This is a genomic window from Massilia sp. PAMC28688 (genome assembly GCF_019443445.1).
Lineage (GTDB): Bacteria > Pseudomonadota > Gammaproteobacteria > Burkholderiales > Burkholderiaceae_D > Telluria_A.
This window is the reverse complement of record NZ_CP080378.1, coordinates 2,053,605-2,078,060: the sequence shown is the minus strand read 5'-3', so window position 1 is coordinate 2,078,060 and position 24,456 is coordinate 2,053,605. Positions and strand designations below refer to the sequence as shown.

Genomic DNA, 24,456 nt, shown 5'->3' with positions numbered 1-24,456 from the left:
CAGGATCAATGGTGATGCGGGTCGGCCGGATGGGCCGGTGCGGGCGATGCCAGGAAGTCATCGACGCCGTACAGCACGGCCAGGCTTTGCAGACCGGCCGGGACATTCACGTAGGACAGGGTGGTGCCGGCCTTGCGCGCGGCACGCTTCCAGGCCAGCAAAACGGCCACCGCGGACGAGTCGGCCACCTTGACGGCGCCCAGGTCGAACACGGTGGTGCCGGCCTTGATGGCCGCGATTCCCTGGCCCAGCACCGCTTTCGCGCTCTGGACGTTCAGGGTCTCGATATTGTGCAGCTGATTGCTCATGAACTTATTTTGCCGCTTTCATTGGCTTGTTGGCAAGCTTTTTATTGCGCTCGGCCAGTGCCTTGATCAAGCCATCGATGCCGGACTTGCCGATTTCAGTCGCAAAGGTGCCCTTGTAGGTTTCCACCAGCCACGCGCCCAGCACGTTGATGTCGAAAATCTTCCAGCCGCTTGGCGACTTGGCCAGGCGATAGTTGAGGGTGACCGGCTCGCCGCGGGACATATTGACCTGCGAACGGACTTCCACTTCGTTGTCTGCCGGGTCGGCGCGCAGCGGCTTGAATTCCACGGTTTCGTTCTTGATCTGCGACAGCGCGCCCGAGTAGGTGAAGATCAGAAGCGTACGGAACTCGTTGGCCAGCTGCTTTTGCTGTTCCGGCGTGGCATCGCGCCAGTGACGGCCGGCGGCCAGGGCCGTCATGCGCTGGAAGTCCACGTGCGGCAGGATCTTGCTTTCCACCAGATCCATCACGCGCTTCTGGTTGCCGGCCTGGATTTCCTTGTCGCTCTTGGCGGTATTGATGACATCGGCGCTGATGCGCTTGACCAGCGCGTCAGGGGCTTCGGTGGCGGCCACGGCCGTGGTGGCAAAAGCGACGGTCGCCACTGCGATCAGGTGTTTAATCAATTTCATAAGCTCTCTCTCAATAGTTGCAATTTAGGAAGTCTGCAACCCGCGTCCAGCGATTGCGCGGGTCCAGTTCCTCTGTTAACTACTTGGCGGGTGTTTCGGATGACACAGGTTGCTTGGATTCCACCGGCGCCTCCTCGTCTTCATAGGCTTCAAGGATGCCGCGTGCATTCGGCACTTCGTCTTCACGCGCTTCCTTGGCGGCCTTGCGCGAGTCTTCGCCATCGAAGACGCGGCCCTTGCGTTGCTGCAAGTAGCCATCGCGGATGAATTCATAACGGTCCAGCGCAGCCTCTTCCATGAGGTTGGTGGCGTCCAGCAGCACCGCGCGCTGGTCCACCACGCGCAGCACCACGCCGGCGGCCTGGGCCTCGCCCGAAATGCCATAGCCCCAGGGGTCGGCGGCAATATCGATCGGCAGGGCGGCCGTATCGCGCAGGGTCGATGGCCCCAGGAGCGGCAACATCACGTAAGGACCGCTCGGCATGCCCCAGTAGCCCAGGGTCTGGCCAAAGTCTTCATTGTGCTTTTGCAAGCCGGCGTCCGACGCCCAGTCAATCACGCCCGCCAGGCCAAAGGTGGAATTGATGATGACGCGGGTGAAATCGGAGAGGCCGCGCTCGCCCTTGCCCTGCATCAGGTTATTGGCACCGCTCCAGACGTCGGCCAGGTTGCCGAAAAAATTGTTGACACCAATTTGCAGGAAACCCGGCGTCACGGTCTTGTAGGCGGTGGCGGCAGGCTTGAGCGCGTTGCGATCGACGGCATCGTTAAACGTGAACATCGACCGGTTGAATTTTTCGTAGGGGTCTTTCTCGGCCATGGAAGCGCAGCCTGTCATGGACAGGGCCAGCGTCACCATTGCCAGGGCGCGCCACGGCGCCCGCAGTGTCACAGCGTTCATTATTCGCTCTCTTCCTTTCCTTCGGCCGCTTTGCTGTAGATAAACCTGTTGATCAGGTCTTCCAGCACGGCTGCCGACTGGGTCCGCGTGATGCGGTCGCCATTGACGAGGTTATTGATATCGCCACCGGCTTCAATACCGATGTACTGCTCGCCCAGCAGGCCGGCAGTGAGGATTTTCAGGGAGCTATCTTTTGGAAATTTATAGCCCGCTTCAAGCTGCAAGGTTACCAGCGCCTGATAGGTCTTGTCATCAAACTTGATCTCGCCCACGCGCCCGACCACCACGCCGGCGCTCTTGACGGGCGCCTGCGGCTTGAGGCCGCCGATGTTTTCAAACTTGCCCACCACATTATAGGTGTTGGCAAACGAGAGGGCGCTCATGTTTCCGGCTTTCAACGCCAGGAACAGCAGGGCGGCCAGGCTCAAGAGAACAAACAGACCCACCCAGACGTCGACAGATTTACGATGCATTTTATTTCCTAACACTTGTTATTCGGCGCTGAGGCGGCGCCGGATTCAAAATTCGATAAGCGGCAGTTACGTGTTGAACATGATGGCCGTCATGACGAAGTCCAGGCCCCACACCATCAGCGAGGCAATGACCACGGTGCGCGTGGTGGCGCGCGACACATCTTCCGGCGTGGGCTGGGCATGGTAGCCCTGGAACAGCGCCGTGAAGGTGACTGCGATGCCGAACACGAAGCTCTTGATCACGCCATTCAGGATGTCTTTTTGCACGTCCACATTGGCTTGCATCTGCGACCAGAACGCGCCTTCGTCCACACCGATCAACTTGACGCCGACCAGATAGCCGCCGATCACGCCCACCGCCGAAAAGATGGTGGCCAGGCCCGGCATGGCAATGATGCCGGCCAAAAAGCGCGGTGCCAGCACCCGCTGGATGGGGTTGATCGCCATCATTTCCATGGCCGACAGTTGCTCGCCTGCCTTCATGAGGCCGATCTGGGCTGTCAGCGAGGTGCCCGCGCGGCCGGCAAACAGCAGGGCGGTGACGACCGGCCCCAGTTCGCGCACCAGCGCCAGGGCAACGACCTGGCCCAACTTTTGTTCCGCACCGTAAGGCGTCAGGGTGATATAGCCCTGCAAGCCCAGTACCATGCCGACGAACAAGCCGGAGACAATGATGATCACCAGCGAATAATTGCCGATGAAATGGGTCTGCTCGGAAATGAGTCCCGGGCGCCGCAGGGCGCCCACGCACATGCCCAGCAGATTGAAGAAAAAGCGGGTGGCAAAGCCGACGCTGGCGATGGCTTCGCGCACGGTGCGGCCGATGGCTTCGACAAAATTGAGGATCATGGCTGCGCTCCCAGGCCCAGGTCGTCGGCCAGCGAGCGGCCCGGGTAATGGAAGGGCACGGGACCGTCGGGCGCGGCATTGACGAACTGCTTCACGTACGGGTCTTCGGACACGCGCAGGTCGGCCGGGGTGCCTTGTGCCACAATTTTTCCTGCAGACATAAAATAAACATAATCGGCAATCGCGAAGCACTCATGGACATCGTGCGACACCAGCAGCGAGGTCGAGCCCAGGGCATCGTTGAGCTTGCGGATGAGGTTGGCGGTCACGCCCATTGAAATCGGGTCGAGGCCGGCAAACGGCTCGTCGTACATGATCAGTTCGGGATCGAGCGCCACGGCGCGGGCCACGGCCACGCGGCGCGCCATGCCGCCCGAAATTTCGGACGGCTTGAGCTGGGCAGCATTGCGCAGGCCCACGGCATGCAGCTTCATGAGTACCAGGTCGCGGATCAGTTCTTCCGGCAGGTCGGTGTGCTCGCGCAGCGGGAAGGCCACGTTTTCAAACACCGTCAGGTCGGTAAACAGGGCGCCAAACTGAAACAGCATGCCCATCTTGCGGCGCAGGCGGTACAAATTGTCGATGTCCAGCTCGTGGACGACTTCGCCTGCGACCTTGACCGACCCTTGCTGGGGACGGATCTGGCCACCGATCAGGCGCAGGACCGTGGTCTTGCCGCAGCCGGAACCACCCATGACGGCAATGACCTTCCCGCGCGGGAATTCCATGTTGAGGTTCGACAGAATCGACCGATCACCATAGGCAAAATGTAAATCGCGGATTTCTACAAGATTAGGCACGGCACTGCTCATTTTAGACAATGCAGCATTGTAGTGCAGAAAGGGCAATCCCTGCTGGGGAGGCCCCGATTTTGCTGCATTGCACAAGCTCAGAATACAACACTACTGACCCGTGCGTCAGATAATTTTCACGCTAAGCCGTTGATATTACAGGCGAAAAATGCACCCAGTCCAAGGGGATCAGAGTTGCCAACGTAAAACTTTGTTACATTCACGCCGTGGCCGCCGGCGGCGCGCAGGGCAGGCGCACGGTAAACACGACTTCCGGCTCGGCGTGATGATAAGTCATGCTTCCCTGGTGGCCGAGCACGATCTGCTGGGCGATGTACAGGCCCAGTCCCACGCCACCCCGGTTCTTCGACTTGTTCAGCGAGGTATGCTTGAAGGGATCGAACAGGCGCGCGGCCAGGGCCGGCGCAATGGCCGGGCCGTGGTTGCGCACGGTGAGCAGGGCGTCGTCGCCGGCACGGGCCAGTCCCACCGTGATCGGCGCCGCCGGGTCGCCATGCTGGCGCGCATTGGACAACAGGTTGGACAGCACCTGCACCAGGCGGTCACTGTCGACCACCGCCATCACCGGCTCGGCAATGTCGGTGCGGAACATGCTGGCCGGATGGGCAGCCGCTGTCTCTTCCACCAGCTCGCGCACCAGCTGGTCGAGCGCCGTGGGCCGGCGCTCCAGGCCCAGTCCAATGCCGCCATTGATGCGGCTCATGTCCAGCACATGGCCGATCAGGCGCTCCATGCGGTTGCTCGACGACTGGATGCGGCGCCCGATCAGCTCCGACTGGCTGCCGCGCTCCAGCAGGGCGCCGGCCATGTTGATGGCCTGCAGCGGGTCGCGCAGATCGTGGCCCAGCATGGCCATCAGTTCCATGCGCGCACGCTCAATTTCCGCATTGCGGGCCGCCAGGAAACGGCTGACCTTGGACAGCAGCTGGCCGGCAATGGTGAGCGCGGTGGCGTCCCACGGCTCAGCCCGGCCGCGCACGGTTTCGCGCCACTCGGCAAACGAGCCGCGCGGCGTCAGGCGCGGGCCGTTGGGGCCGGTCGCCACGACCTTGTCGGGCGGGCCCGCCCAGCGCACCGCTTCGATCTGCTCGCGCCGCAGCGCCAGCAGCATGCCCCGGCTGGCCGGGTCGAACGAGAGCACCAGCATGCCCACGCATTTGCCGACCTGGGCGCGCAGGGCCGGCGGCCAGTCGTCGAGGCAGTTGCGCTGCGACAGCGCCTGGGCATGGTCGGGCACGGACGCCACAATCTGCGATGCCAGCTCGCTTCCCACTTCGCCGTGGCAGCGCAGGTCGCCGTGCTGCGTCATGATCAGCGCGTCCGCTTCCAGCACGGCGGCCAGGGCCGGTGCATGCTGTTCCAGGGCGCGCATCAGGTCGTCCTCCTGGCTCAGGGTTTCCAGCAGCTGCGAACCGAGCTCGGCGCCCCGTTCGATGGCGCCGGCCTCGGCGCGCGATTCGAGCGTCTGCACCGTGCTGGCAAGCACCTGGGCAAACACGTCGGCCGCCATGCGGATCGAGTACGGCACCTGGTGGGGGCGCATGTGATGGCAGGCCAGCATGCCCCACAGGCGCCCGTTGCAGACGATGGAAATGCTCATCGAGGCCGCCACCCCCGTATTGTGCAGGTACTCGATATGGATCGGCGACACGCTGCGCAGCACGGCGTGGCTCATGTCGAGCGCGGCGTCCGATTCGCGCCCGAACACGGGGACCGGCGTGTAGCCGACGTCGGCAATGAGGCGCAGGGTATTGATCAGGTACAGGCGGCGCGCCTGGGCCGGAATGTCGCTGGCCGGATAGCGGCGCCCCAGAAACGGTTCGAGCGCCTCGCTGCGCGCTTCGGCCACCACGTCGCCGCTGTCATCGTGGCGGAAGCGGTAAGCCATCACACGGTCAAAGCCGGTAAGGCTGCGCACCTGGGTCACGGCAATATTGAGCAGCGCCTCCACCGATTGCTGGCGTTTCAGGCGCTCAATGGCGCTGTGGGCCTTGAGCGCAAACGAGGCCACCACGTCGGAAGCCTGCACCCGGTGCTCGAACTCGGCCACAATCCTGCCCTCGTGGGCGTGGATGATGCAGTCGTATTCCTGGCCCCCGATCGTCACCTCCACCGCCATTGGCATGGCCGCGCCGCCGTGCAGGTCGGCCTGTATGTCGCTCAGCAATTCCAGGGCGGGATCAGGCAGGCGGAGTGCCGCGGCCGCCATGCCCAGGGCAGGCACGCAGCCAAGCAGGGCGCCGCAGTTCGCGCTCCAGGCCGCCAGGGTCAGGGCCGGATCAAAGGCGAGCAGGATGCCGTGGGGCTGGATCGAGCCGGGGATATGAATCGGCTCGTCGGCGCAGTTGGCCAGGGTCAGGTCTTCGCGCGTCCAGTCCGTCATTCACATCCTTTCAGGTGAGCAAGACATCCTGACAGGCGGCGTGGATGCGATTGCAAACCGTGAATTTTAGCAAAAGCAAACCCACACACCGGCGGCGCGCGCAATAATTGTGAACGGCAAGCTACACTATGACCAATTGTCGCCACCCTGGCGTAACCAGGGAGCAAAAAAAATGGCCTCAGCGTGGCAGGACCGATGAGCCCATCAGGAATTCATCCACCGCCCGCGCCGCCTGCCGGCCTTCGCGGATGGCCCACACCACCAGCGACTGGCCGCGCCGCATGTCGCCAGCCACGAACACCTTCGGCACACTGGTCTGGTAGCAGCCTTCGCCATCGGTGGCAGCGCGCGCATTGCCGCGCCCATCTTTCTCCACGCCAAAAGCATCGAGCACTTGCTGCACCGGCGACACAAAACCCATGGCCAGCAGCACCAGATCGGCCTTCATCTCGAATTCCGAATTGGGCACTTCGGCCATCTTGCCATCCTTCCACTCGACCCGGCAGGCAATCAGCTTGTCCACCTTGCCGCCCTTGCCTTCCAGGCGCTTGGTGGCCACCGCCCAGTCGCGCTCGCAGCCTTCTTCGTGCGAGGAAGAGGTGCGCAGCTTGGTGGGCCAGTACGGCCATACGAGGGGCTTGTTTTCCTGTTCCGGCGGCATGGGCAGGAGTTCGAACTGCGTCACGGATGCTGCGCCGTGGCGGTTGGAGGTGCCCACGCAGTCCGAACCCGTATCGCCGCCGCCAATCACGACCACGTGCTTGCCGCTTGCCTTGATCTGGTCCTTCACCTTGTCGCCCGCATTGACCTTGTTTTGCAGGGGCAGGAAATCCATGGCGAAATGCACGCCCTTGAGCTCGCGTCCCGGGACCGGCAAGTCACGGGGCTGCTCGGCGCCGCCGGCCAGGATGACGGCGTCAAAGTCCTTTTCCAGGTCTTCCGGGAAGATGGTTTCCTTCGCCCAATTGTTCACCGAAGCGGGGAAATCCTTGCCCACCAGCACGCTGGTGCGGAACACGACGCCTTCCGCTTCCATCTGCTGGACGCGGCGGTCGATGTGCGACTTTTCCATCTTGAAGTCGGGAATGCCGTAGCGCAGCAGGCCGCCAATGCGGTCGCTCTTTTCAAATACCGTCACCGCGTGGCCGGCGCGCGCCAGCTGCTGGGCTGCGGCCAGGCCTGCGGGGCCGGAACCGATCACGGCCACTTTCTTGCCGGTCAGCCTGGCAGGAGGCTGCGGCACCACCCAGCCGTGTTCCCAGCCGGTATCGATGATCTTGTGCTCGATCGACTTGATGCCGACCGGATCATTGTTGATGCCGAGCGTACAGGCCGACTCGCACGGCGCCGGGCAGATGCGGCCCGTAAATTCCGGGAAATTGTTGGTCGAGTGTAGGTTTTCCAGGGCGGCGCGGTAATTGCCGTGGTACACCAGGTCGTTCCAGTCCGGGATGATGTTGTTGACCGGGCAGCCGCTGTTGCAGAAGGGGATGCCGCAATCCATGCAGCGTGCGGCCTGGACTTTTGCTTCCGGGTCGGACAGGTGCAGGACGAATTCCTTGTAGTTCTTGAGGCGCGCGGCCGGTTCGAGATAGCTCTCTTCCTGACGCTTGAATTCCATGAAGCCGGTGATTTTACCCACGATGTTTTTTCCTTTTATCTCAATTGGGCATTACGCCGCGATCTTCTCGGCAGCTTCTTCCATGCTGCTGTTGTGCATTTCTTCCAGCGCGCGCTTGTAGTCGGTCGGGAACACCTTCACAAACTTGCCGCGGCTCTCGGCCCAGTTGTCGAGCAGGTTGCGGGCGCGGGTACTGCCCGTATGCTTGAAATGACGCTCGATCAGGCGCTTGAGAATCACTTCGTCGCACTCGCGCTCGCTGTCGCGGCTCTGGCTGTGCCAGGCGGACTGGTCGCTCTGCTCCTTGCTGCTGATGACACGTTCGAGATTGACCATCGTGGTATTGCACTTGCGTTCAAAGTCATCCTGCGGGTCATACACATAGGCCACGCCGCCGGACATGCCCGCCGCAAAGTTACGGCCCGTGGCGCCCAGCAGGACGACGGTGCCGCCGGTCATGTATTCGCAGCCATGGTCGCCGCAGCCCTCGACCACTGCCGTGGCGCCGGAGTTACGCACGGCAAAGCGTTCGCCCGCCACACCGTTGAAGAAGGCTTCACCGGCAATCGCGCCGTACAGCACCGTGTTGCCGACGATGATGTTGTCCACCGCCCAGCCACGGAACTCGGTGTTGGGACGCACGATGATGCGTCCGCCCGACAAGCCCTTGCCCACGTAATCGTTGCCTTCACCCACGAGATCGAGCGTGATGCCGGCTGCCAGGAAGGCCGCTGCCGACTGGCCCGCCGTGCCTTGCAGCTGGATGTGGATTGTGTCGTCCGGCAAACCCTTGTGGCCGTAGCGCTTGGCCACTTCGCCCGACAGCATGGTGCCCACGGTGCGGTGGACGTTGCGGACCGGCGAGATAAAGGAAACCCGCTCGCCCTTTTCCAGCGCGGCCTTGGCTTGCGCGATCAGCTTGTGGTCCAGCGCCTTTTCCAGGCCATGCTCCTGGAACTCATTGTGGTAAATGGCCAGGCCGCGGTCGGTCTTGGGCTGGTAGAAAATATTGCTGAAGTCCAGGCCACGGGCCTTCCAGTGCGTGATGGCGTGCGACTTGTCGAGCAGGTCGGAGCGGCCGATCAGTTCGTCGAAAGTGCGAATGCCAAGCTGGGCCATGAGCTGGCGGGCTTCTTCAGCAACAAAGAAGAAATAATTGACCACGTGCTCAGGCTTGCCAGAAAACTTGGCGCGCAGCACAGGGTCCTGGGTGGCCACGCCGACCGGGCAGGTATTCAAGTGGCACTTGCGCATCATGATGCAGCCTTCCACCACCAGCGGCGCGGTGGCAAAGCCGATTTCGTCGGCGCCCAGCATGGCGGCGATGACCACGTCGCGCCCGGTTTTCATCTGGCCATCAGCCTGCACGCGGATGCGGCTGCGCAAGCCGTTCAGGACCAGGGTCTGCTGGGTTTCGGCCAGGCCCAGTTCCCACGGCGTGCCCGCATGCTTGACCGAGGACAGGGGGGAGGCGCCCGTGCCGCCATCGTGGCCGGCCACGACGACGTGGTCAGCCTTGGCCTTGGTGACACCGGCCGCCACGGTGCCAATGCCCACTTCCGACACCAGCTTCACGGAAATCGAGGCGCGCGGATTGGCGTTCTTGAGGTCGTGGATCAGCTGGGCCAGATCTTCAATCGAATAAATGTCGTGGTGCGGGGGCGGGGAAATCAAGCCCACGCCCGGCACCGAAAAGCGCAGGCTGGCAATATATTCCGACACCTTGTGGCCGGGCAACTGGCCGCCTTCGCCCGGCTTGGCGCCCTGGGCCATCTTGATCTGGATCTGATCGGCCGAGTTCAGGTATTCCGCCGTCACGCCAAACCGGCCCGACGCCACCTGCTTGATGCGCGAACGCAGCGAGTCGCCTTCCTGCAGCGGGATGTCGACCACCACATTCTTGGCACCAATGACAGAGGCCATCGTTTCGCCCTGCTTGATGGGAATGCCCTTCAATTCCTGGGTGTAGCGGAAAGGATCTTCGCCGCCTTCGCCCGTGTTGGACTTGCCGCCGATGCGGTTCATGGCAATGGCCAGCGTGGCGTGCGCTTCGGTGCTGATGGAGCCGAGCGACATGGCACCGGTGGCAAAGCGCTTGACGATTTCCTTGGCCGGCTCGACTTCATCGAGGGCAATGGCCTTGCTGGGGTCGAGCTTGAACTCGAACAGGCCGCGCAGCGTCAGGTGGCGCCGGCTCTGGTCGTTGATGATCTGCGCGTATTCCTTGTAGCTGTTGAAGTTGTTGCTGCGCGTGGAATGCTGCAGCTTGGCGATCGCGTCCGGCGTCCACATGTGTTCTTCGCCCCGCACGCGGAAGGCGTATTCGCCGCCGGCGTCCAGCGTTTCGGCCAGCAGGGGATCGTCGCCAAAAGCCAGGTTGTGCAGGCGCAGCGCTTCCTCGGCCACTTCAAACAGGCCGATGCCTTCCACATTGGTGGCCGTGCCCTTAAAATACTTTTCCACGAGCGACTTGTTCAAGCCAATGACTTCAAAGATCTGGGCGCCGCAGTAAGACATATAGGTGGAAATGCCCATCTTGGACATGACCTTCATCAAGCCCTTGCCGATGGCCTTGGTGTAGTTGTACACCGCCGTCTCCGGCGACAGATCGCCAGGCATGCCGGCCGTCAGTTCGGCCAGGGTTTCCATGGCCAGGTAAGGGTGGACCGCTTCGGCGCCATAGCCGGCCAGCAGGGCGAAGTGGTGGGTTTCGCGGGCCGAGCCCGTTTCCACCACCAGGCCGGTGGAAGCGCGCAGGCCGCGGCCGACCAGGTGCTGGTGGATGGTGGAAGTGGCAAGCAGGGCGGGAATGGCTACCTGCTCGGCCGAGACGTTGCGGTCCGACACGATCAGGATATTGTGGCCGGAACGCACGGCATCGACCGCTTCCGCGCACAGCGAGGCCAGCGACGCTTCAATGCCTTCCTTGCCCCAGGAAACCGGGTAGCAGATGTTCAGTTCGTACGACTTGAACTTCGAGCCCGTGTGCTGGCTGATGTTGCGCAGGCGCGCCATGTCGTCAAAGCCGAGCACCGGCTGCGACACTTCCAGGCGCATGGGCGGGTTGACGTTGTTGGTGTCGAGCAGGTTCGGCTTGGGGCCAATGAAGGACACCAGCGACATCACCATGGCTTCGCGGATCGGGTCGATCGGCGGATTGGTGACCTGGGCAAACAGTTGCTTGAAATAGTTGTACAGGGGCTTGAGCTTGTTGGACATGACGGCCAGCGGCGAATCATTGCCCATGGAGCCGGTGGCTTCCTCGGCCAGCAGGGCCATGGGCGCCATCAGGAATTTCAAGTCTTCCTGGGTGTAGCCGAAGGCTTGCTGCCGGTCCAGGACCGATGCCGGGGCCTTTTCACCGCGGGCCAGGCCGGCCAGGGTGGGCATGTCCTTGGCGCGGTTGTGCGCCAGCTGGCTTTCGGCCAGCTTGATTTCGTTGAGCTTGATGCGCACCGAGTTGATCCACGCCTTGTACGGCTTGGCATTGGAATAAGTGTCCTTGAGTTCCTTGTCGTCGATGATGCGGCCCGCTTCCAGGTCGATCAGGAACATCTTGCCCGGCTGCAGGCGCCACTTCTGGATGATTTTCGATTCGGGAATCGGCAGCACGCCCGATTCCGATGCCATGACGACCAGGTCGTCATCAGTCACGATGTAGCGCGCAGGACGCAGGCCATTGCGGTCCAGGGTGCCGCCGATATGGCGGCCGTCCGTGAAGGCCATGGCAGCCGGGCCGTCCCATGGCTCCATCATGGCAGCGTGGTATTCGTAAAAGGCGCGGCGGTTGTCGTCCATCATGGTGTGGTTTTCCCACGCCTCGGGGATCATCATCATCATGGCCTGGGCGATCGGGTAGCCGGACATGATCAGCAGTTCGAGCGCATTGTCGAAGCAGGCGGTGTCGGACTGGCCTTCGTAAATGAGGGGGAACAGCTTCCTGAGGTCGTCACCCAGCACGGCTGACTTCATCACCCCTTCGCGGGCCCGCATCCAGTTGAAGTTACCCTTGACGGTATTGATTTCGCCATTGTGGGCGATCAGGCGGTACGGGTGGGCCAGCGGCCACTCGGGGAAGGTATTGGTGGAGAAGCGCTGGTGCACCAGCGCCAGCGCCGAGATGCAGCGCGGGTCCTGCAAGTCCTTGTAATACACGCCTACCTGGTCGGCCAGCAGCAAACCCTTGTACACGATGGTGCGGGCGGACATGGATGGCACAAAAAATTCCTTGCCGTGCAAGAGCTTGAGCGCCTGGATCGCGTGGCCGGACGACTTGCGGATCACATACAGCTTACGCTCGAGCGCGTCCGTGACCATGATGTCGGGGCCGCGGCCGATGAAGATCTGGCGGATCACCGGCTCCTTGTCGCGCACGGTGGGCGACATGGGCATGGCTTCATCGACCGGCACATTGCGCCAGCCCAGCACGACCTGGCCTTCAATGCGCACGGCGCGCTCGATTTCCTGCTCGCAGGCGATGCGCGAAGCGTGCTCTTTCGGCAGGAACACCATGCCGACACCGTATTCACCCGGGGGCGGCAATTCCACGCCCTGCTTGGCCATTTCGTCACGGAAGTATTGATCCGGAATCTGGATCAGGATGCCGGCGCCGTCGCCCATCAGCTTGTCGGCGCCCACGGCGCCCCGGTGGTCCAGGTTTTTCAGGATCAACAGACCCTGTTCAATGATGGCATGGCTTTTATTGCCTTTGATATGGGCGATGAAACCAACGCCGCAGGCATCGTGTTCATTGGACGGATCGTACAAACCTTGGGCAATCATGGTATCTCCACAGCATTTGATGGGCTAGAAGCCAAGATTAGTGCAATGCAGCAGAATCAGCAACAGGAATAAATAGGGTCGGAGTCGGATTAATTTTCCCGGCTTGGTCGCAAAAATTAAATAGGGACAGACTAGATCCTATTTCGCGCACTCTGCGACATGTGCAATATCAATTGACAAATACTGTATGGATATACAGTATACACATGACCGCTGAGGTCGCTTGTCAATTAATCTGCTGGGAAAACATCATGTACACACCAATTCGCGCCTTGGCCGCCCCTGTCAATACGACCATCCAGCTGCAAACGCTGCTCACCCTGATTTCCCTGCCATCGACGGAAAAAGTCGACCTCTTTGCCGGCCGGGGGACTGAAGGCGCGGCAACGGTGATCGTGGTGGCAAGGGGCAGATTTGCCGGAATCGGCCCGGCCGAGGTGGTGTATGACGCCCTGACCCTGTCGGTGGGCGAACAGGCGCGCTACGCCGAAATGCGGGAGCTGCTGGACCTGGCCGTGGCCAGCAAAAAATGCTATGTCAGCAGCAAGCCGGCGTCGGCCAGCGCACACCTGCCACCGGAACAAGCCATCGCCCTGCTGCGTGGCCAGGGTGCCAGCGAACTGTTGACGCACCACAGCCGTCCGGCGTTCTTTGCCCTGCTGTCAGATGTGCGCGAAGCCGACATTACCGACTTCAGCCGTCCAGGCTAAGCGCCGTCCGGCCGTGGCGCCACCTTGAATGGCCGCCCACGCTTAGCCGGCAGCACCTGCCGCTTGGCTCGCTGCTGGACCTCACTATTGAACTTGTCCGACCCCAGCGGCCAGCCCTTGAGGACGGCAGCGTCGATGACTTCCATTTCCTTTTGACTGAGCATGGGACGGCTCAGTTCGCGGTAGGCCGCTTCGCGCTGAAATGGGGTATTGCCCAGTGCCCAGTACAAGGCGTGGTCGGTAATGACGGGATTCTGGGTGACGCCAACATGGTGTGCATAACTGGACCAGGAATACTCGGCGGCATCATCGACCAGCTTTGAGCGCACCGGGTTGGACTCAATGTAGCGGCTGCACGCCATGAAATATTTCTCTGAATCGATCAAGGAAGTCTTGAAGCGGCCGGCGAAAATCGTGCCGCTGCGACCGTACTTGGTGTTGTAAAAAGGCACATAGTAGCGGCCAAGGCGCTGCATCATCTGCGCCAGCCCTTCGGCAGCGGCCGGCGTCGCCAGCAGATGCAGGTGGTCGGGCATGAGCACATAGGCATGGATCGCCACCTTGAATTCCCTGGCGCTTTCCTTCAGCCAGCCGAGGAAACGCAGGCGGTCTTCATCGTCGATGAATATCGCCAGACCGTTATTACCGGTTTGCAGGATATGGTGGGGGTGACCGGGCAGGACAAAGCGTGGCAGGCGGGCCATAAGTCGTGGACATCAGGTAAAGCACCAATTTTACTAAACATGATCGACTCTGTCCCCAATTTCATGCCGCTGACGAACCAGGCAGTGTTATTGACGTGACTGGCACGCTTTGGCGGAAGGACGATTGCAGTGCAATCCGCGAAACTCTCCAGTTCGTTTTCATGATGCTGGCTCCTGGCGCTCACCTGTCCTCGATGGACAGTGCGGCTTACGTCAGAGCCCTTTACGACCAATAAGTTCAGCCTGCGGCCGGCTTCACGACCGATGGAAGCACAGCACCCTCCATCTTGCGCTTGCAATGACTTGCTACCGCAGCCGCCGCGTAAAGCGGCTTTACAGGGATCGTGCTGATTGACCTTGCGTCCACACGAATCACGCGCGATGAAGATATTGGTTGCTTCCGGTGTTCATCGTCGATGATCTTTTGACCGATCTCGGGGGTGACCTGCGGAAGGGACGAGCCAACAAATTTTGATTCCGTGTATGTCCATGTCAAAACATCGCCGGCAAGTTTCCATGTCCCGCGGTAGGTCGCATCAAACGTAAAGGCCTCACGGCCTTTAGGCTCAACGCGCGAGGTACCCGTGTGCATGAACGTCATGTCGGGCTTGCGCTCGAGGACATAGGAAGCCGTGACGGTGACGTCAGGCCCTTTCATCACGGTAGGTCCGCACTCCCAGGTTCCGACAATGAGCTGCTTCGTTACAGTCCCGGCAGAGGCCTGGCTGGCGGAGATGCTAAGCAGCAATGACGCCACGACGACCGGAAATCGACACGCCATGAATTGGTTGTGGCTCATGCCAGCGTGAACCCGGCCGACAGGCTATACCCCTCGCCATAAGCGCTGCGCAGCGGCAGATCCTGGCCCAGGCCGCTGCGCGCCTTCTTGCGCAGGCGGTACACCAGCATGTCCACCCGGCGGCTGGCGTCGGGATCTTCGCCCCCCATGCCGGCCACGATCACCTGGCGCGGCACCGGCCGCGTATTAATGGTCAGCAAATGCAGGAAATTGCATTCCTTTTCCGTCAGGTCGATCACCGCGCCCATCAATTCAAGCTGGCGCGCACTGATCTTGAGCGTCCATTTGGAGGGCTGCGGGGCCGTGGAGGGCTCCTGCGGGCGCACGCGCCGGTCCAGCGCCTCGATGTGGGCGGCCAGTTCCGGGAACTTGATCGGCTTGGTCAGGTAATGGTCGGCGCCCAGGCGCAGGCCCAGGATGCGGTTGTCAAACGCCACGCGTCCGGTCAGCACCAGCAGGCCAATCTCGGGATACAGCTGGCGCATGCGGGGAATGACGTTAAAACCGTCCTCGTCCGGCAGGCCCAGGTCGAGCACCACCACGGCGGCCGGGGTCTTGGTGAGCGCCGCCCACATTTCACCGGCCGTTCTGGCAATCGATACCTCGTGATCGAGTTCCCGCAGGAACTCGGCCATGTCACCGGCGTAATCGCCGTTGTCTTCTACAATCAGGATTTGAGTCATGGGTGGCTATTTTTTCTTTAATTCGTGGAGCCCGAAGTGATTTTTCGAGAACAATCGTGCCTACCCTTGCACTTTATTCACGAGAATTATCACTGTTGATCACTTTCGGCGCAACACATTTCCCCGTTCCGCTGCCGGTCGGCAACCAAATACGGAATTCAGCACCCCTGGGCGCAACATTTTGAACGGATACGGTGCCGCCATACACATCGATGACGGAGCGGGCCATGTACAGTCCCAGTCCGGAGCCGAAACCGGCCGCATTGCTGCCCCGGTAGCGCTTGTCGAAAATGCGCGCGAGGTCGGCCGGGGGCACGCCATTGCCGCGGTCGCGCACGGTCAGGGTAATGCCGCCGTCGGCCTGGCGTGCCCCGAGACTGATGGGGCTGTCCCCCGGTGAATACTGGAGCGCATTGTCGACCAGCACTTTGACGGCGACCCGCAAGCCATTGGGCTGGCAGCGTATGCGCGGCGGCAATGTGCCGATTTCCAGGTCCACGGCGCGCCCGCTGGCGCGTACCTGATCGGCCGCTTCTTCGAGCAGCAGGGCGGGCGACACGGAATCGGCAGGCCTCGCGGCGCCGACCTCCGCCATGCGCTCCGGCGACAGGTATTCATCCATCATGGCGATCAAACGGTCGACCGCCACCTGGATCTTGCGGTAGCGCTGGCGGGTGGCGTCATCGGCATCCGCGCCTGTAACTTCCAGTCGCTGTATGGCGCCATCAATGGTCGAAAGCGGGGTGCGAAATTCGTGGTTCAGCATGCTGGTAAAGCGGCGCTGATGGTCCATCCTGGCGTGCACTTCACTCATGTCACGCACGGTGCCGACCAGGGTGTCGGGTGCGCCGCTGGCATCGGTCATGATAGTGGAGGTCACTTCGACAGGAATGGTCCGGCCCCCGGCCGTACGCAGCTCATGGCAGCGCACCAGGCGCTTGCGCGACAGGTCGCCGCCGGAAAAGCGGCGCAGACGCTCCTGCAGGCCGGCGCACAGGGGCGCCAGCGGCCCGGCGGCATCCGGGTCCAGCAATTGCGACTCGATGTCGTGCACATCAAAGCCCGCCATGGGAATGGCCGACTGGCTCAGGTACAAGACCTTGCCCGTGTAACAGTCGAGCACCCAGGCAATGTCACCATGCATCTCCGCAATCGCGCGAAACTGCTCCGCGAGATCACTGCCGGCGCGTCCCGGGCGTGGCTGGCTGTTGACGCGGGTACTACGACTCATTGGCTTACCTTTCATACCATCGGCAAAAATATTGCCAACTAGTATACTGCCAATGGTGATTAAATGTTTAACTTTTTAGCATCTAAGTTGCTTATTCATCAAGAGGGGCAAAGATGGACTGCAAATCTTCTTGCGTCAGCGCCATCTTGTGGGCTTCGCCTTCGGCCAGGATGGACTGCGCCAGGTCCGACTTTTTCTGCTGCAGCAGCTGGATTTTTTCTTCCAGGGTGCCCTTGGCAATGAGTTTGTAGACAAACACCGGCTTGTCCTGGCCAATGCGCCAGGCGCGGTCGGTGGCCTGGTTTTCGGCCGCCGGGTTCCACCAGGGATCGTAGTGGATCACGGTATCGGCCGCGGTCAGGTTCAGGCCCACCCCGCCCGCTTTCAGGCTGATCAGGAAGATCGGCACCGCGCCCTGCTGGAACGCTGCCACCTGGGCCGCGCGGTCCTTGGTGTCGCCCGTCAGCAGGGCATAGTTGATGCCGCGGGCATCGAGTTCTTCCTGGATCAGCGCCAGCATGCTGGTAAATTGCGAAAACACGAGGATCTTGCGCCCCTCTTCCAGCAGGTCGTCCACCATCTGCATCAGGTCGATCAGCTTGGCCGAGCCGCTGTCCTTTTTCTTGGGCAAAGCCTTGACCAGGCGCGGATCGCAACACACCTGGCGCAGCTTGAGGAGCGCCTCCAGGATCACGATCTGGCTGCGTGCCACCCCTTTCTTGTCGATCTCATCCCGAACCTTCTTGTCCATGGCCAGGCGCACGGTCTCGTACAGGTCGCGCTGGCCACCGGAGAGCTCCACCTTGCGCACCATTTCCGTCTTGGGTGGCAATTCCTTGGCTACATTGTCCTTGGTCCGGCGCAGCAGGAAAGGCTTGATGCGGCGGTTGAGCAAGGCGCGCCGCAGCGGATCGTCCTGGCGCTCGATGGGGTGGCGGAACTGGCTGTTGAAGGTCTTTTCATCGCCCAGCAAGCCCGGCAGCAGGAAATGGAATTGCGACCACAATTCGCCCAGGTGGTTTTCCAGCGGCGTGCCGGTCAGGCACAGGCGGTGCCGTGCCTTGAGCAAGCCCGCACTCTGGGCTGCCTTGGAGCGGTTGTTCTTGATGTAATGCGATTCATCCAGAATGACCAGGTGGTAATCATGTTCACGCAGCTTTTCTTCGTCGCGCGGCAGCAGGGCATAGGTGGTGAGCACGAGGTCGGCTTCATCGATCTTGTCGAACTGTTCCAGCCGCTCCTTGCCCTGCAACAGCAGCACGCGCAAGCCCGGGGCAAAGCGCGCCGCTTCATCCTGCCAGTTGGTCATCAGGCTGGTGGGGGCAATCACCAGCGCCGGGCTGGTCAGCCGGCCCGCTTCCTTTTCCACCAGGATGTGGGCCAGGGTCTGCACCGTCTTGCCCAGGCCCATGTCGTCGGCCAGGATGCCGGCCAGGTCATACTCGCGCAGGAACTGCATCCAGGCCAGGCCATCGGCCTGGTAGTCGCGCAGTGTCGCTTGCAGGCCGGCCGGGGCCGGCACTTTCTGCACCGAGCCGAACAGGGACAGCTTGCGCCCTGTTTCGCGCAGCTGCTCGCCACCGGTCCAGCGCAAGTCGGTGCCGCGCGCCAGGTCTTCCAGGCGCGCCGCATCCAGGGTCGACAGGCGCACCCTGGCCTTGATCTTGTCGCTGAAATACAGCTCGCCCAGGGTGCCGAGGATGGGTTTCAGGCGCCCCCAGGGCAGGGCCACGCGCACCCCGTCCGGAAGCGTGGCCAGCATCTGGTCAATGTCGGCATGGGCGGCCAGTACCTCGGGATTGAAGTCGAGCGGGGCGCTGCGGATCAGCTGCACCAGCACCGGCAGCAGCGGCACGCGCTTGTGCGCGACCACGATGCCCAGCTCCAGCTCGAACCAGGCATTGCCCGCCTCTTCCGGTTCGTCGATGTCGGCATACCAGTCTTCCACTTCGACCACGTCGTAGCGGTATTTGTTCGATTTCTGAACATGCCAGCCGTGCGTGCCCAGGCCGTCCAGGTCGCCGGCAGCAAAGCGCAGCCAGTGGGCCTGGCTTTCCAGCTGCAGGGCACCGGCCAGGCCGTTGAGGGGGGCCGTGGCCGGCTTGCGAAATCCCAGCTCGGTGAGCTCCTCGAGCGCGGCCCCCTCGGCCGCCGCATCGCGGGCAATAATTTCCGTCACGTCGCCCACCTGGCGCACCACGCGCTGGGCCGGGTCGAAGGACACCCGCTCGCCATCGTAATCAAAGGACAGCACGGCGTAGTCATGCCAGCGCTGACCGGTGCCGTCCGGCAAATTCACACTGTCGAGCAGCAGATAGGGGCGCGGCTTGACGTCGTCGCGCATGCGCTGGGTGAGCGGCTGGGGCAGCGGCATAAGCTGCTGCAAGCCGTGCGCCAGCAACAGCTGCGACACCCGCTTCTTGTCATTGCCGGTCAGGGCCGGGGCCTGGGCCACCAGGGCTTGCAGGTCGGCCAGTGAAATGTCGACGCCGCCGCGGTTGAGCGCCAGGGCGCCACAGGACAGGTTATCGATGTACCACGGCGGGTCGGTGGGCAGCATGTAGTCGATCTGGTCGGCACCGGGATGGGTGGCACCCTCGGCCGCCTCCACCGCCCAGCCCAGGCGCGCGCTGCGGCCCTCGTCGCGCCACACCAGGTTGGCCTGGCGCACCGGGCCCTGCTGCAGGGGATAGACCAGGCCGTTGGACATGTCGGGCCAGGAATTGGCCCACAGGAGCTTGTCCTGTTGCAGCAGCATTTCCAGCAAGATGGCGCCGACCTTGCCCTTTGGTTCGGTGGCACTGCTGCCTTGCGACGTGGAACCGCTGCGCATGGCAATGAAAAAGCGCACCAGGTCTTCGTCATCGCCTTCCAGATACGCGGGCGGGGCTGACAACAGGGAGAACACTTCGCTCACCGGGCTGGCCGCCGCCACTTCGCCATTGGGCTTGAGGCGCGCCTTGCACAGGCAAATGGCCACGTGGCGCCCGCCGCTGGTGGGCGCCATCACGTACACAAATTTGTACTGAGCAACTTTTGGATCCTTCAGTTCCATCTCCAGCTTGGGCTGGGGATGGGCGGCGGCCTCGACCCGTTGTAGCCAGCTGGCAATGGGTGCAGGCAGCGCGGGCGCATGGGGAGCATGCGGCGCCGCAGGCGTTGCAGGGGTCACTTCACGGGCGCCGTCGCGCGTTAAATCCATCGTGTGCATTAGTTTTGTCGGGGCAGTATCGAAAACGATAACACTCGATATTATCCGACAAAGGCCATTTTGTGTTCTGTTCTTGTACGCACGTAGAGCCCGCCATAAGCCTTGATTTGTATCAATACGGAAATAGCCGGAAAGGTCTTGCACACAGGCCTGGCACTGTCAAGACTGGCACAATCGCAGCGATTGCGTATCATTCCGCACTTGATTGACAAGGATGTCCCCCATGCTGCCCACTATTGAACAACGTCTTGCCCTGGAACTGGCTGCCAAGCCGGTGCAGGTTGCCGCCGCCATCGCCCTGCTCGACGAAGGTGCGACCGTCCCCTTCATTGCCCGTTACCGCAAGGAAGCCACCGGCGGCCTGGACGACATCCAGCTGCGCCTGCTGGAAGAGCGCCTGCGCTACCTGCGCGAACTGGAAGACCGGCGCGCCGCCATCGTTGCCTCGATCACGGAACAAAACAAGATGACGCCGGAGTTGCTTGACACCATCACTCACGCCGAAGACAAGACCCGGCTGGAAGACCTGTACCTGCCGTACAAGCAAAAGCGCCGCACCAAGGCCCAGATCGCCATCGAAGCGGGCCTGGCACCGCTGGCCGACGGCCTGCTGGCCGACCCCACCAAACACCCGGAGGAGGAAGCTGCCAACTACCTGCGCGAGGCCTTCACCAGCCCGGATGGCAACAATCCCGGTGTGGCCGACACCAAGGCGGCGCTGGACGGCGCGCGCCAGATTCTGATGGAGCGCTTCGCCGAAGACGCCACGCTGCTGCAGGCGCTGCGCGAATACGTGCAGGAGCACGGCGTGGTCGCATCGAAAGTGGTGGAAGGCAAGCAGGAAGAAGGGGAAAAGTTTGCCGACTACTTCGATTATTCGGAAAGCCTGTCCACCGTGCCCTCGCACCGCGCGCTGGCGCTCATGCGCGGGCGGCGCGAAGGCATCCTGGACGTGACGCTGCGGCTCGATACGGAAGAAGAAAAGCCCAAGTGGGATGCGCCCCACAACCCGTGCGAGAGCCGCATCGCGGCGCGCTTCGGCATCAAGAGCGCGGGCCGCCCGGCCGACAAGTGGCTCACCGACACGGCGCGCTGGACCTGGCGCGTGAAAAGCTTCATGCACCTCGAGACAGAACTCATGGGCGCGCTGCGCGAGCGCGCCGAACTCGATGCCATCAATGTATTTGCGCTCAACCTCAAGGCGCTGCTGTTGGCCGCGCCCGCCGGCCAGCGCGCCACCATGGGCCTGGACCCGGGCCTGCGCACCGGCGTCAAGGTGGCCGTGGTGGACGCTACCGGCAAGGTGGTCGACACGGCCGTGATCTACCCGCACCAGCCAAAGAACGACTGGGACGGCTCGCTTCACGTGCTGGGCGCGCTGGCGGCCAGGCACAATGTCTCGCTGATCTCGATCGGCAATGGCACCGCCTCGCGCGAAACGGACAAGCTGGCGCAGGACCTGATCCGGCAGCGTCCGGAGCTGAAGATGACCAAGATCGTGGTGTCGGAAGCCGGCGCCTCGGTCTATTCGGCCTCCGAATTCGCCTCGCGCGAGCTACCCGACATGGACGTGTCGCTGCGCGGCGCGGTATCGATCGCGCGCCGCCTGCAAGATCCTTTGGCCGAACTGGTGAAGATCGATCCGAAGTCGATCGGGGTGGGCCAGTACCAGCACGACGTGTCGCAAACCCAGCTGGCGCGCTCGCTCGACGCGGTGGTCGAAGACTGCGTCAATGCCGTGGGCGTGGACGTGAACACGGCATCGGCCCCGCTGCTGGCGCGCGTTTCCGGGCTGTCGTCGGCGGTGGCGCAGAGCATCGTCAGCTACCGCGACCAGAAGGGCGCCTTTGCCTCGCGCGCCGCCCTCAAGGCCGTGCCGCGCCTGGGCGAGAAGACATTCGAGCAGGCCGCCGGCTTCCTGCGCGTGATGGGCGGCGACAATCCGCTGGACGCGTCGGCGGTGCACCCGGAATCGTACCCGCTCGTCCAAAAGATCCTGGCCGATATCAAAAAGGAGATGAAGGCGGTCATCGGCGACACGGCCCTGCTCAAGACGCTCAACCCGGCGCGCTACGCCGATGACAAGTTTGGCGTGCCCACCATTACCGACATCCTCAAGGAGCTGGAAAAGCCGGGCCGCGACCCGCGGCCGGAGTTCACCACCGCCACCTTCAAGGAAGGGGTGGAAGAGATCCGCGACCTGCGTCCGGACATGATCCTGGAGGGCGTGGTGACCAACGTGGCCGCCTTTGGCGCATTCGTCGATATCGGCGTGCACCAGGATGGCCTGGTGCACATCTCGGCGCTGTCGAACACCTTCGTCAAGGACCCGCACACGGTGGTCAAGGCCGGCCAGGTGGTGCGGGTGAAGGTGCTGGAAGTCGATGAAAAGAGAAAGCGCATCGCGCTCACCATGCGCCTGACGGACAGCGCGCCGCAGCCAGGATCGAAGCCCGAGCAGCGTGGCGACCGCAATGACCGGCGCAGCCTCGCGCAGCACCAGAACAAGCCGGCGGCACCGGTGGGCGGCTCGATGGCGGCCGCCTTTGCCAAGCTGCGTGGCTGATGAAGGTGGGCGCCTGCGACCCGGATCACCCGGACGCGCAGCTGCTGCTGGCCGAACTGTCGGCGGCGCTGGAAGCCATCACCGGCAGCAGCGGCGCGGCCTCCTTTGCGCCGGACGATGTGCGTGGGCCGGGCGCGGCCTTCGCCCTGGCCCGGGATGATGACGGCCGGGCGCTCGGTTGCGGCGCGCTGCGGCAGCTGACAGGGGACATCGGCGAAATCAAGCGCATGTACGCGCGCCCCGGTTCAGGCGGCGCGGGCGCGGCCCTGCTGGCCTACCTGGAACACACCGCGCACGCCCTGGGCTACTCGCGCCTGTGGCTCGAGACACGCTGCGTCAATACCCGTGCCATGGCATTCTACGCGCGCCATGGCTATACCCGGATTGCCAACTATGGCCAGTATCGGGGCCGTCCCGAGGCGGCCTGCTTTGAAAAGCGCATTCCCGGCGCGCGCTAGGCAAGCCCCTGCCGGCACCCGGCACATACCGGCGGCGGCGTTTTCTTATAAAATGGCGCCATCTATTCCCATTCAATACAAAGGCAAGCCATGAGCGACGTACAAAGCTGGATCAAAGAAACCGTATCCTCGACACCCGTGGTCCTGTTCATGAAGGGCACGGCCCAGTTTCCGCAGTGCGGCTTTTCCGGCCGTGCCATCCAGATCCTGAAGGAATGCGGCGTGCAAAATATCGCCACCGTCAACGTGCTGGAAGACCCGGAAGTGCGCCAGGGGATCAAGGATTACTCCAACTGGCCCACCATCCCGCAGCTGTACATCAAGGGTGAATTCATTGGCGGTTCCGACATCATGAATGAAATGCACGCCTCCGGCGAGCTCAAAGCCCTGATCGATGGCTGACAGGCCGCGGCGGCTGATTGTCGCCATCACCGGCGCCACGGGCGCCGTGTATGGCGTGCGGCTGCTGCAGCACTTGTCGGCGACGCCCGGCATCGAGACCCACCTGGTGGTTTCCGATGCCGCGGCCCTGACTCTGCACCAGGAAGTGGGCCTGGCCCGGCGCGACGTCGAGGCAATCGCCCATGTGGTGCACAAGAACCGCGACATCGGCGCCGCCATCGCCAGCGGCTCCTTCCAGTCCGACGGCATGGTCATTGCCCCCTGCTCCATGAAGACACTGGCCTCGGTAGCCCTTGGCATGTCCGACAATCTCATCGCGCGCGCCGCCGACGTGGTGCTCAAGGAACGCCGCCGCCTGGTGCTGATGGTGCGCGAAACGCCGTTCAATCTGGCGCACCTGCGCAATATGACGGCGGTCACGGAAATGGGGGGTGTGGTGTTTCCTCCGCTGCCCAGCTTTTATCACAATCCGGCCAGCATCGAAGAGATGGTGGACCACACGGTGAGCCGCGTGATCGACCTGTTCGGGGTGGAGCACACGCTGGCACCGCGCTGGGCCGGCATGAAGGGCGTCCCACCGGAGCCGGTGTAAGGGCCCAGTCCGGCCCGCAGTGACGGGCCCACAGCGCTTGCGGCCGCGCTGCTGCGGCCGTTGTTGCGGATTATCGCTTGTCGAACTGCCAGCTATCGGCCTTCTTCAACTCTTTTGCTTCTTCTACCATCCGACGGTGCTGGATACGTTTGCGCATGACTTCAGCGTGCTGGGCAGCCGTCATGGGCGGAACGGTCATCAGGTCCTTGAGTTGCGCGGTGTTGCTGTAGTTGCTTTTCATAAGGCGTTGGCGTCCTCGGCTGTGCTATATATCAAAATGACAAGACTGCACTTGCTTCAGCGATTATGATCCACTATTCGGATTTTGTGCTGCACA

General features: G+C 62.5%; 20 protein-coding genes. 5 read left to right on the top strand and 15 right to left on the bottom strand.

The features are described 5' to 3' along the window. Nucleotides 1–5 precede the first annotated feature (5 nt). From KY495_RS09335 to KY495_RS09295, 9 genes are all read right to left on the bottom strand, one after another. Nucleotides 6–308, bottom strand: coding sequence for a lipid asymmetry maintenance protein MlaB (locus KY495_RS09335; protein WP_219883372.1), 303 nt, complete (start codon nt 306–308; stop codon nt 6–8). 4 nt (nt 309–312) lie between these two features. Next, a complete protein-coding gene (locus KY495_RS09330; protein ID WP_219883371.1) occupies nt 313–942 on the bottom strand; it encodes a phospholipid-binding protein MlaC in 630 nt (209 codons plus the stop codon). A gap of 79 nt (nt 943–1,021) precedes the next feature. Beyond that, the gene (locus KY495_RS09325) at nt 1,022–1,843 is read right to left on the bottom strand and encodes a VacJ family lipoprotein (RefSeq protein ID WP_219883370.1); all 822 of its coding nucleotides are present in this window, start codon (nt 1,841–1,843) and stop codon (nt 1,022–1,024) included. Next, entirely contained in the window at nt 1,843–2,316 is a 474-nt protein-coding gene (gene mlaD / locus KY495_RS09320) for an outer membrane lipid asymmetry maintenance protein MlaD (protein WP_219883369.1), read from the bottom strand. Before mlaD ends, KY495_RS09325 begins: the two co-directional genes overlap by 1 nt. 66 nt (nt 2,317–2,382) lie before the next feature. Then, complete coding sequence (gene mlaE / locus KY495_RS09315) at nt 2,383–3,165, bottom strand: lipid asymmetry maintenance ABC transporter permease subunit MlaE (protein WP_219883368.1); 783 nt, start codon at nt 3,163–3,165, stop codon at nt 2,383–2,385. Further along, nucleotides 3,162–3,965, bottom strand: a complete 804-nt coding sequence (locus KY495_RS09310) for an ABC transporter ATP-binding protein (protein WP_219883367.1) — start codon at nt 3,963–3,965, stop codon at nt 3,162–3,164. Before KY495_RS09310 ends, mlaE begins: the two co-directional genes overlap by 4 nt. 211 nt (nt 3,966–4,176) lie before the next feature. Next, nucleotides 4,177–6,360 (bottom strand): ATP-binding protein, encoded by a 2,184-nt coding sequence (locus KY495_RS09305; protein ID WP_219883366.1) that lies wholly within the window; start codon nt 6,358–6,360, stop codon nt 4,177–4,179. Between the two features lie 178 nt (nt 6,361–6,538). Further along, nucleotides 6,539–8,002 carry a glutamate synthase subunit beta gene (locus KY495_RS09300; RefSeq protein WP_219883365.1) on the bottom strand — a complete coding sequence of 488 codons (1,464 nt, stop codon included), beginning with the start codon at nt 8,000–8,002 and terminating at the stop codon, nt 6,539–6,541. 30 nt (nt 8,003–8,032) lie between these two features. Next, complete coding sequence (locus KY495_RS09295; protein ID WP_219883364.1) at nt 8,033–12,763, bottom strand: glutamate synthase-related protein; 4,731 nt, start codon at nt 12,761–12,763, stop codon at nt 8,033–8,035. A gap of 251 nt (nt 12,764–13,014) precedes the next feature. On the opposite strand from KY495_RS09295, the gene KY495_RS09290 reads away from it, so the two are divergent. Next, nucleotides 13,015–13,473, top strand: a complete 459-nt coding sequence (locus KY495_RS09290; RefSeq protein WP_219883363.1) for a hypothetical protein — start codon at nt 13,015–13,017, stop codon at nt 13,471–13,473. Here the strand turns inward: KY495_RS09290 and KY495_RS09285 are convergent. From KY495_RS09285 to KY495_RS09265, 5 genes are all read right to left on the bottom strand, one after another. Continuing rightward, complete coding sequence (locus tag KY495_RS09285) at nt 13,470–14,177, bottom strand: transposase (protein WP_219883362.1); 708 nt, start codon at nt 14,175–14,177, stop codon at nt 13,470–13,472. The genes KY495_RS09290 and KY495_RS09285 overlap by 4 nt on opposite strands. Before the next feature lie 238 nt (nt 14,178–14,415). After that, nucleotides 14,416–14,976, bottom strand: coding sequence for a hypothetical protein (locus KY495_RS09280; protein ID WP_219883361.1), 561 nt, complete (start codon nt 14,974–14,976; stop codon nt 14,416–14,418). Next, a complete protein-coding gene (locus tag KY495_RS09275; RefSeq protein WP_219883360.1) occupies nt 14,973–15,659 on the bottom strand; it encodes a response regulator transcription factor in 687 nt (228 codons plus the stop codon). The genes KY495_RS09280 and KY495_RS09275 overlap by 4 nt, the downstream gene beginning before the upstream one ends. 73 nt (nt 15,660–15,732) lie before the next feature. Further along, nucleotides 15,733–16,890: a PAS domain-containing sensor histidine kinase gene (locus KY495_RS09270; RefSeq protein ID WP_219883359.1), complete on the bottom strand. Its 1,158-nt coding sequence runs from the start codon at nt 16,888–16,890 to the stop codon at nt 15,733–15,735. Between the two features lie 91 nt (nt 16,891–16,981). After that, on the bottom strand, nt 16,982–20,092 hold the full coding sequence (locus KY495_RS09265; protein ID WP_219884182.1) for a DEAD/DEAH box helicase: 3,111 nt from the start codon (nt 20,090–20,092) through the stop codon (nt 16,982–16,984). Nucleotides 20,093–20,324: 232 nt separating this feature from the next. Here KY495_RS09265 and KY495_RS09260 point away from each other — a divergent pair, with 232 nt between their 5' ends. The 4 genes from KY495_RS09260 to KY495_RS09245 all read left to right on the top strand — a co-directional run bounded on the left by KY495_RS09260 (nt 20,325) and on the right by KY495_RS09245 (nt 24,119). Further along, a complete protein-coding gene (locus KY495_RS09260) occupies nt 20,325–22,667 on the top strand; it encodes a Tex family protein (RefSeq protein WP_219883358.1) in 2,343 nt (780 codons plus the stop codon). Then, nucleotides 22,667–23,125: a GNAT family N-acetyltransferase gene (locus KY495_RS09255; protein WP_219883357.1), complete on the top strand. Its 459-nt coding sequence runs from the start codon at nt 22,667–22,669 to the stop codon at nt 23,123–23,125. The genes KY495_RS09260 and KY495_RS09255 overlap by 1 nt, the downstream gene beginning before the upstream one ends. A 90-nt stretch (nt 23,126–23,215) precedes the next feature. Then, nucleotides 23,216–23,527 (top strand): Grx4 family monothiol glutaredoxin, encoded by a 312-nt coding sequence (gene grxD / locus KY495_RS09250; protein ID WP_219883356.1) that lies wholly within the window; start codon nt 23,216–23,218, stop codon nt 23,525–23,527. Continuing rightward, on the top strand, nt 23,520–24,119 hold the full coding sequence (locus KY495_RS09245; protein WP_219883355.1) for a UbiX family flavin prenyltransferase: 600 nt from the start codon (nt 23,520–23,522) through the stop codon (nt 24,117–24,119). The genes grxD and KY495_RS09245 overlap by 8 nt, the downstream gene beginning before the upstream one ends. A gap of 70 nt (nt 24,120–24,189) precedes the next feature. On the opposite strand, the gene KY495_RS09240 is transcribed toward KY495_RS09245, so the two are convergent. Continuing rightward, nucleotides 24,190–24,360: a hypothetical protein gene (locus KY495_RS09240; protein ID WP_167086010.1), complete on the bottom strand. Its 171-nt coding sequence runs from the start codon at nt 24,358–24,360 to the stop codon at nt 24,190–24,192. Nucleotides 24,361–24,456 lie beyond the last annotated feature (96 nt).

What these genes read in the sequence shown, in the direction of transcription:
- KY495_RS09280 (WP_219883361.1), bottom strand. Translation starts at nt 14,976, where the DNA reads ATGAGCCACAACCAATTCATGGCGTGTCGATTTCCGGTCGTCGTGGCG.
- KY495_RS09305 (WP_219883366.1), bottom strand. Translation starts at nt 6,360, where the DNA reads ATGACGGACTGGACGCGCGAAGACCTGACCCTGGCCAACTGCGCCGAC.
- KY495_RS09285 (WP_219883362.1), bottom strand. Translation starts at nt 14,177, where the DNA reads ATGGCCCGCCTGCCACGCTTTGTCCTGCCCGGTCACCCCCACCATATC.
- KY495_RS09255 (WP_219883357.1), top strand. Translation starts at nt 22,667, where the DNA reads ATGAAGGTGGGCGCCTGCGACCCGGATCACCCGGACGCGCAGCTGCTG.
- KY495_RS09275 (WP_219883360.1), bottom strand. Translation starts at nt 15,659, where the DNA reads ATGACTCAAATCCTGATTGTAGAAGACAACGGCGATTACGCCGGTGAC.
- KY495_RS09325 (WP_219883370.1), bottom strand. Translation starts at nt 1,843, where the DNA reads ATGAACGCTGTGACACTGCGGGCGCCGTGGCGCGCCCTGGCAATGGTG.
- mlaE (WP_219883368.1), bottom strand. Translation starts at nt 3,165, where the DNA reads ATGATCCTCAATTTTGTCGAAGCCATCGGCCGCACCGTGCGCGAAGCC.
- KY495_RS09265 (WP_219884182.1), bottom strand. Translation starts at nt 20,092, where the DNA reads ATGGATTTAACGCGCGACGGCGCCCGTGAAGTGACCCCTGCAACGCCT.
- KY495_RS09335 (WP_219883372.1), bottom strand. Translation starts at nt 308, where the DNA reads ATGAGCAATCAGCTGCACAATATCGAGACCCTGAACGTCCAGAGCGCG.
- KY495_RS09290 (WP_219883363.1), top strand. Translation starts at nt 13,015, where the DNA reads ATGTACACACCAATTCGCGCCTTGGCCGCCCCTGTCAATACGACCATC.
- mlaD (WP_219883369.1), bottom strand. Translation starts at nt 2,316, where the DNA reads ATGCATCGTAAATCTGTCGACGTCTGGGTGGGTCTGTTTGTTCTCTTG.
- KY495_RS09245 (WP_219883355.1), top strand. Translation starts at nt 23,520, where the DNA reads ATGGCTGACAGGCCGCGGCGGCTGATTGTCGCCATCACCGGCGCCACG.
- grxD (WP_219883356.1), top strand. Translation starts at nt 23,216, where the DNA reads ATGAGCGACGTACAAAGCTGGATCAAAGAAACCGTATCCTCGACACCC.
- KY495_RS09260 (WP_219883358.1), top strand. Translation starts at nt 20,325, where the DNA reads ATGCTGCCCACTATTGAACAACGTCTTGCCCTGGAACTGGCTGCCAAG.
- KY495_RS09270 (WP_219883359.1), bottom strand. Translation starts at nt 16,890, where the DNA reads ATGAGTCGTAGTACCCGCGTCAACAGCCAGCCACGCCCGGGACGCGCC.
- KY495_RS09295 (WP_219883364.1), bottom strand. Translation starts at nt 12,763, where the DNA reads ATGATTGCCCAAGGTTTGTACGATCCGTCCAATGAACACGATGCCTGC.
- KY495_RS09330 (WP_219883371.1), bottom strand. Translation starts at nt 942, where the DNA reads ATGAAATTGATTAAACACCTGATCGCAGTGGCGACCGTCGCTTTTGCC.
- KY495_RS09240 (WP_167086010.1), bottom strand. Translation starts at nt 24,360, where the DNA reads ATGAAAAGCAACTACAGCAACACCGCGCAACTCAAGGACCTGATGACC.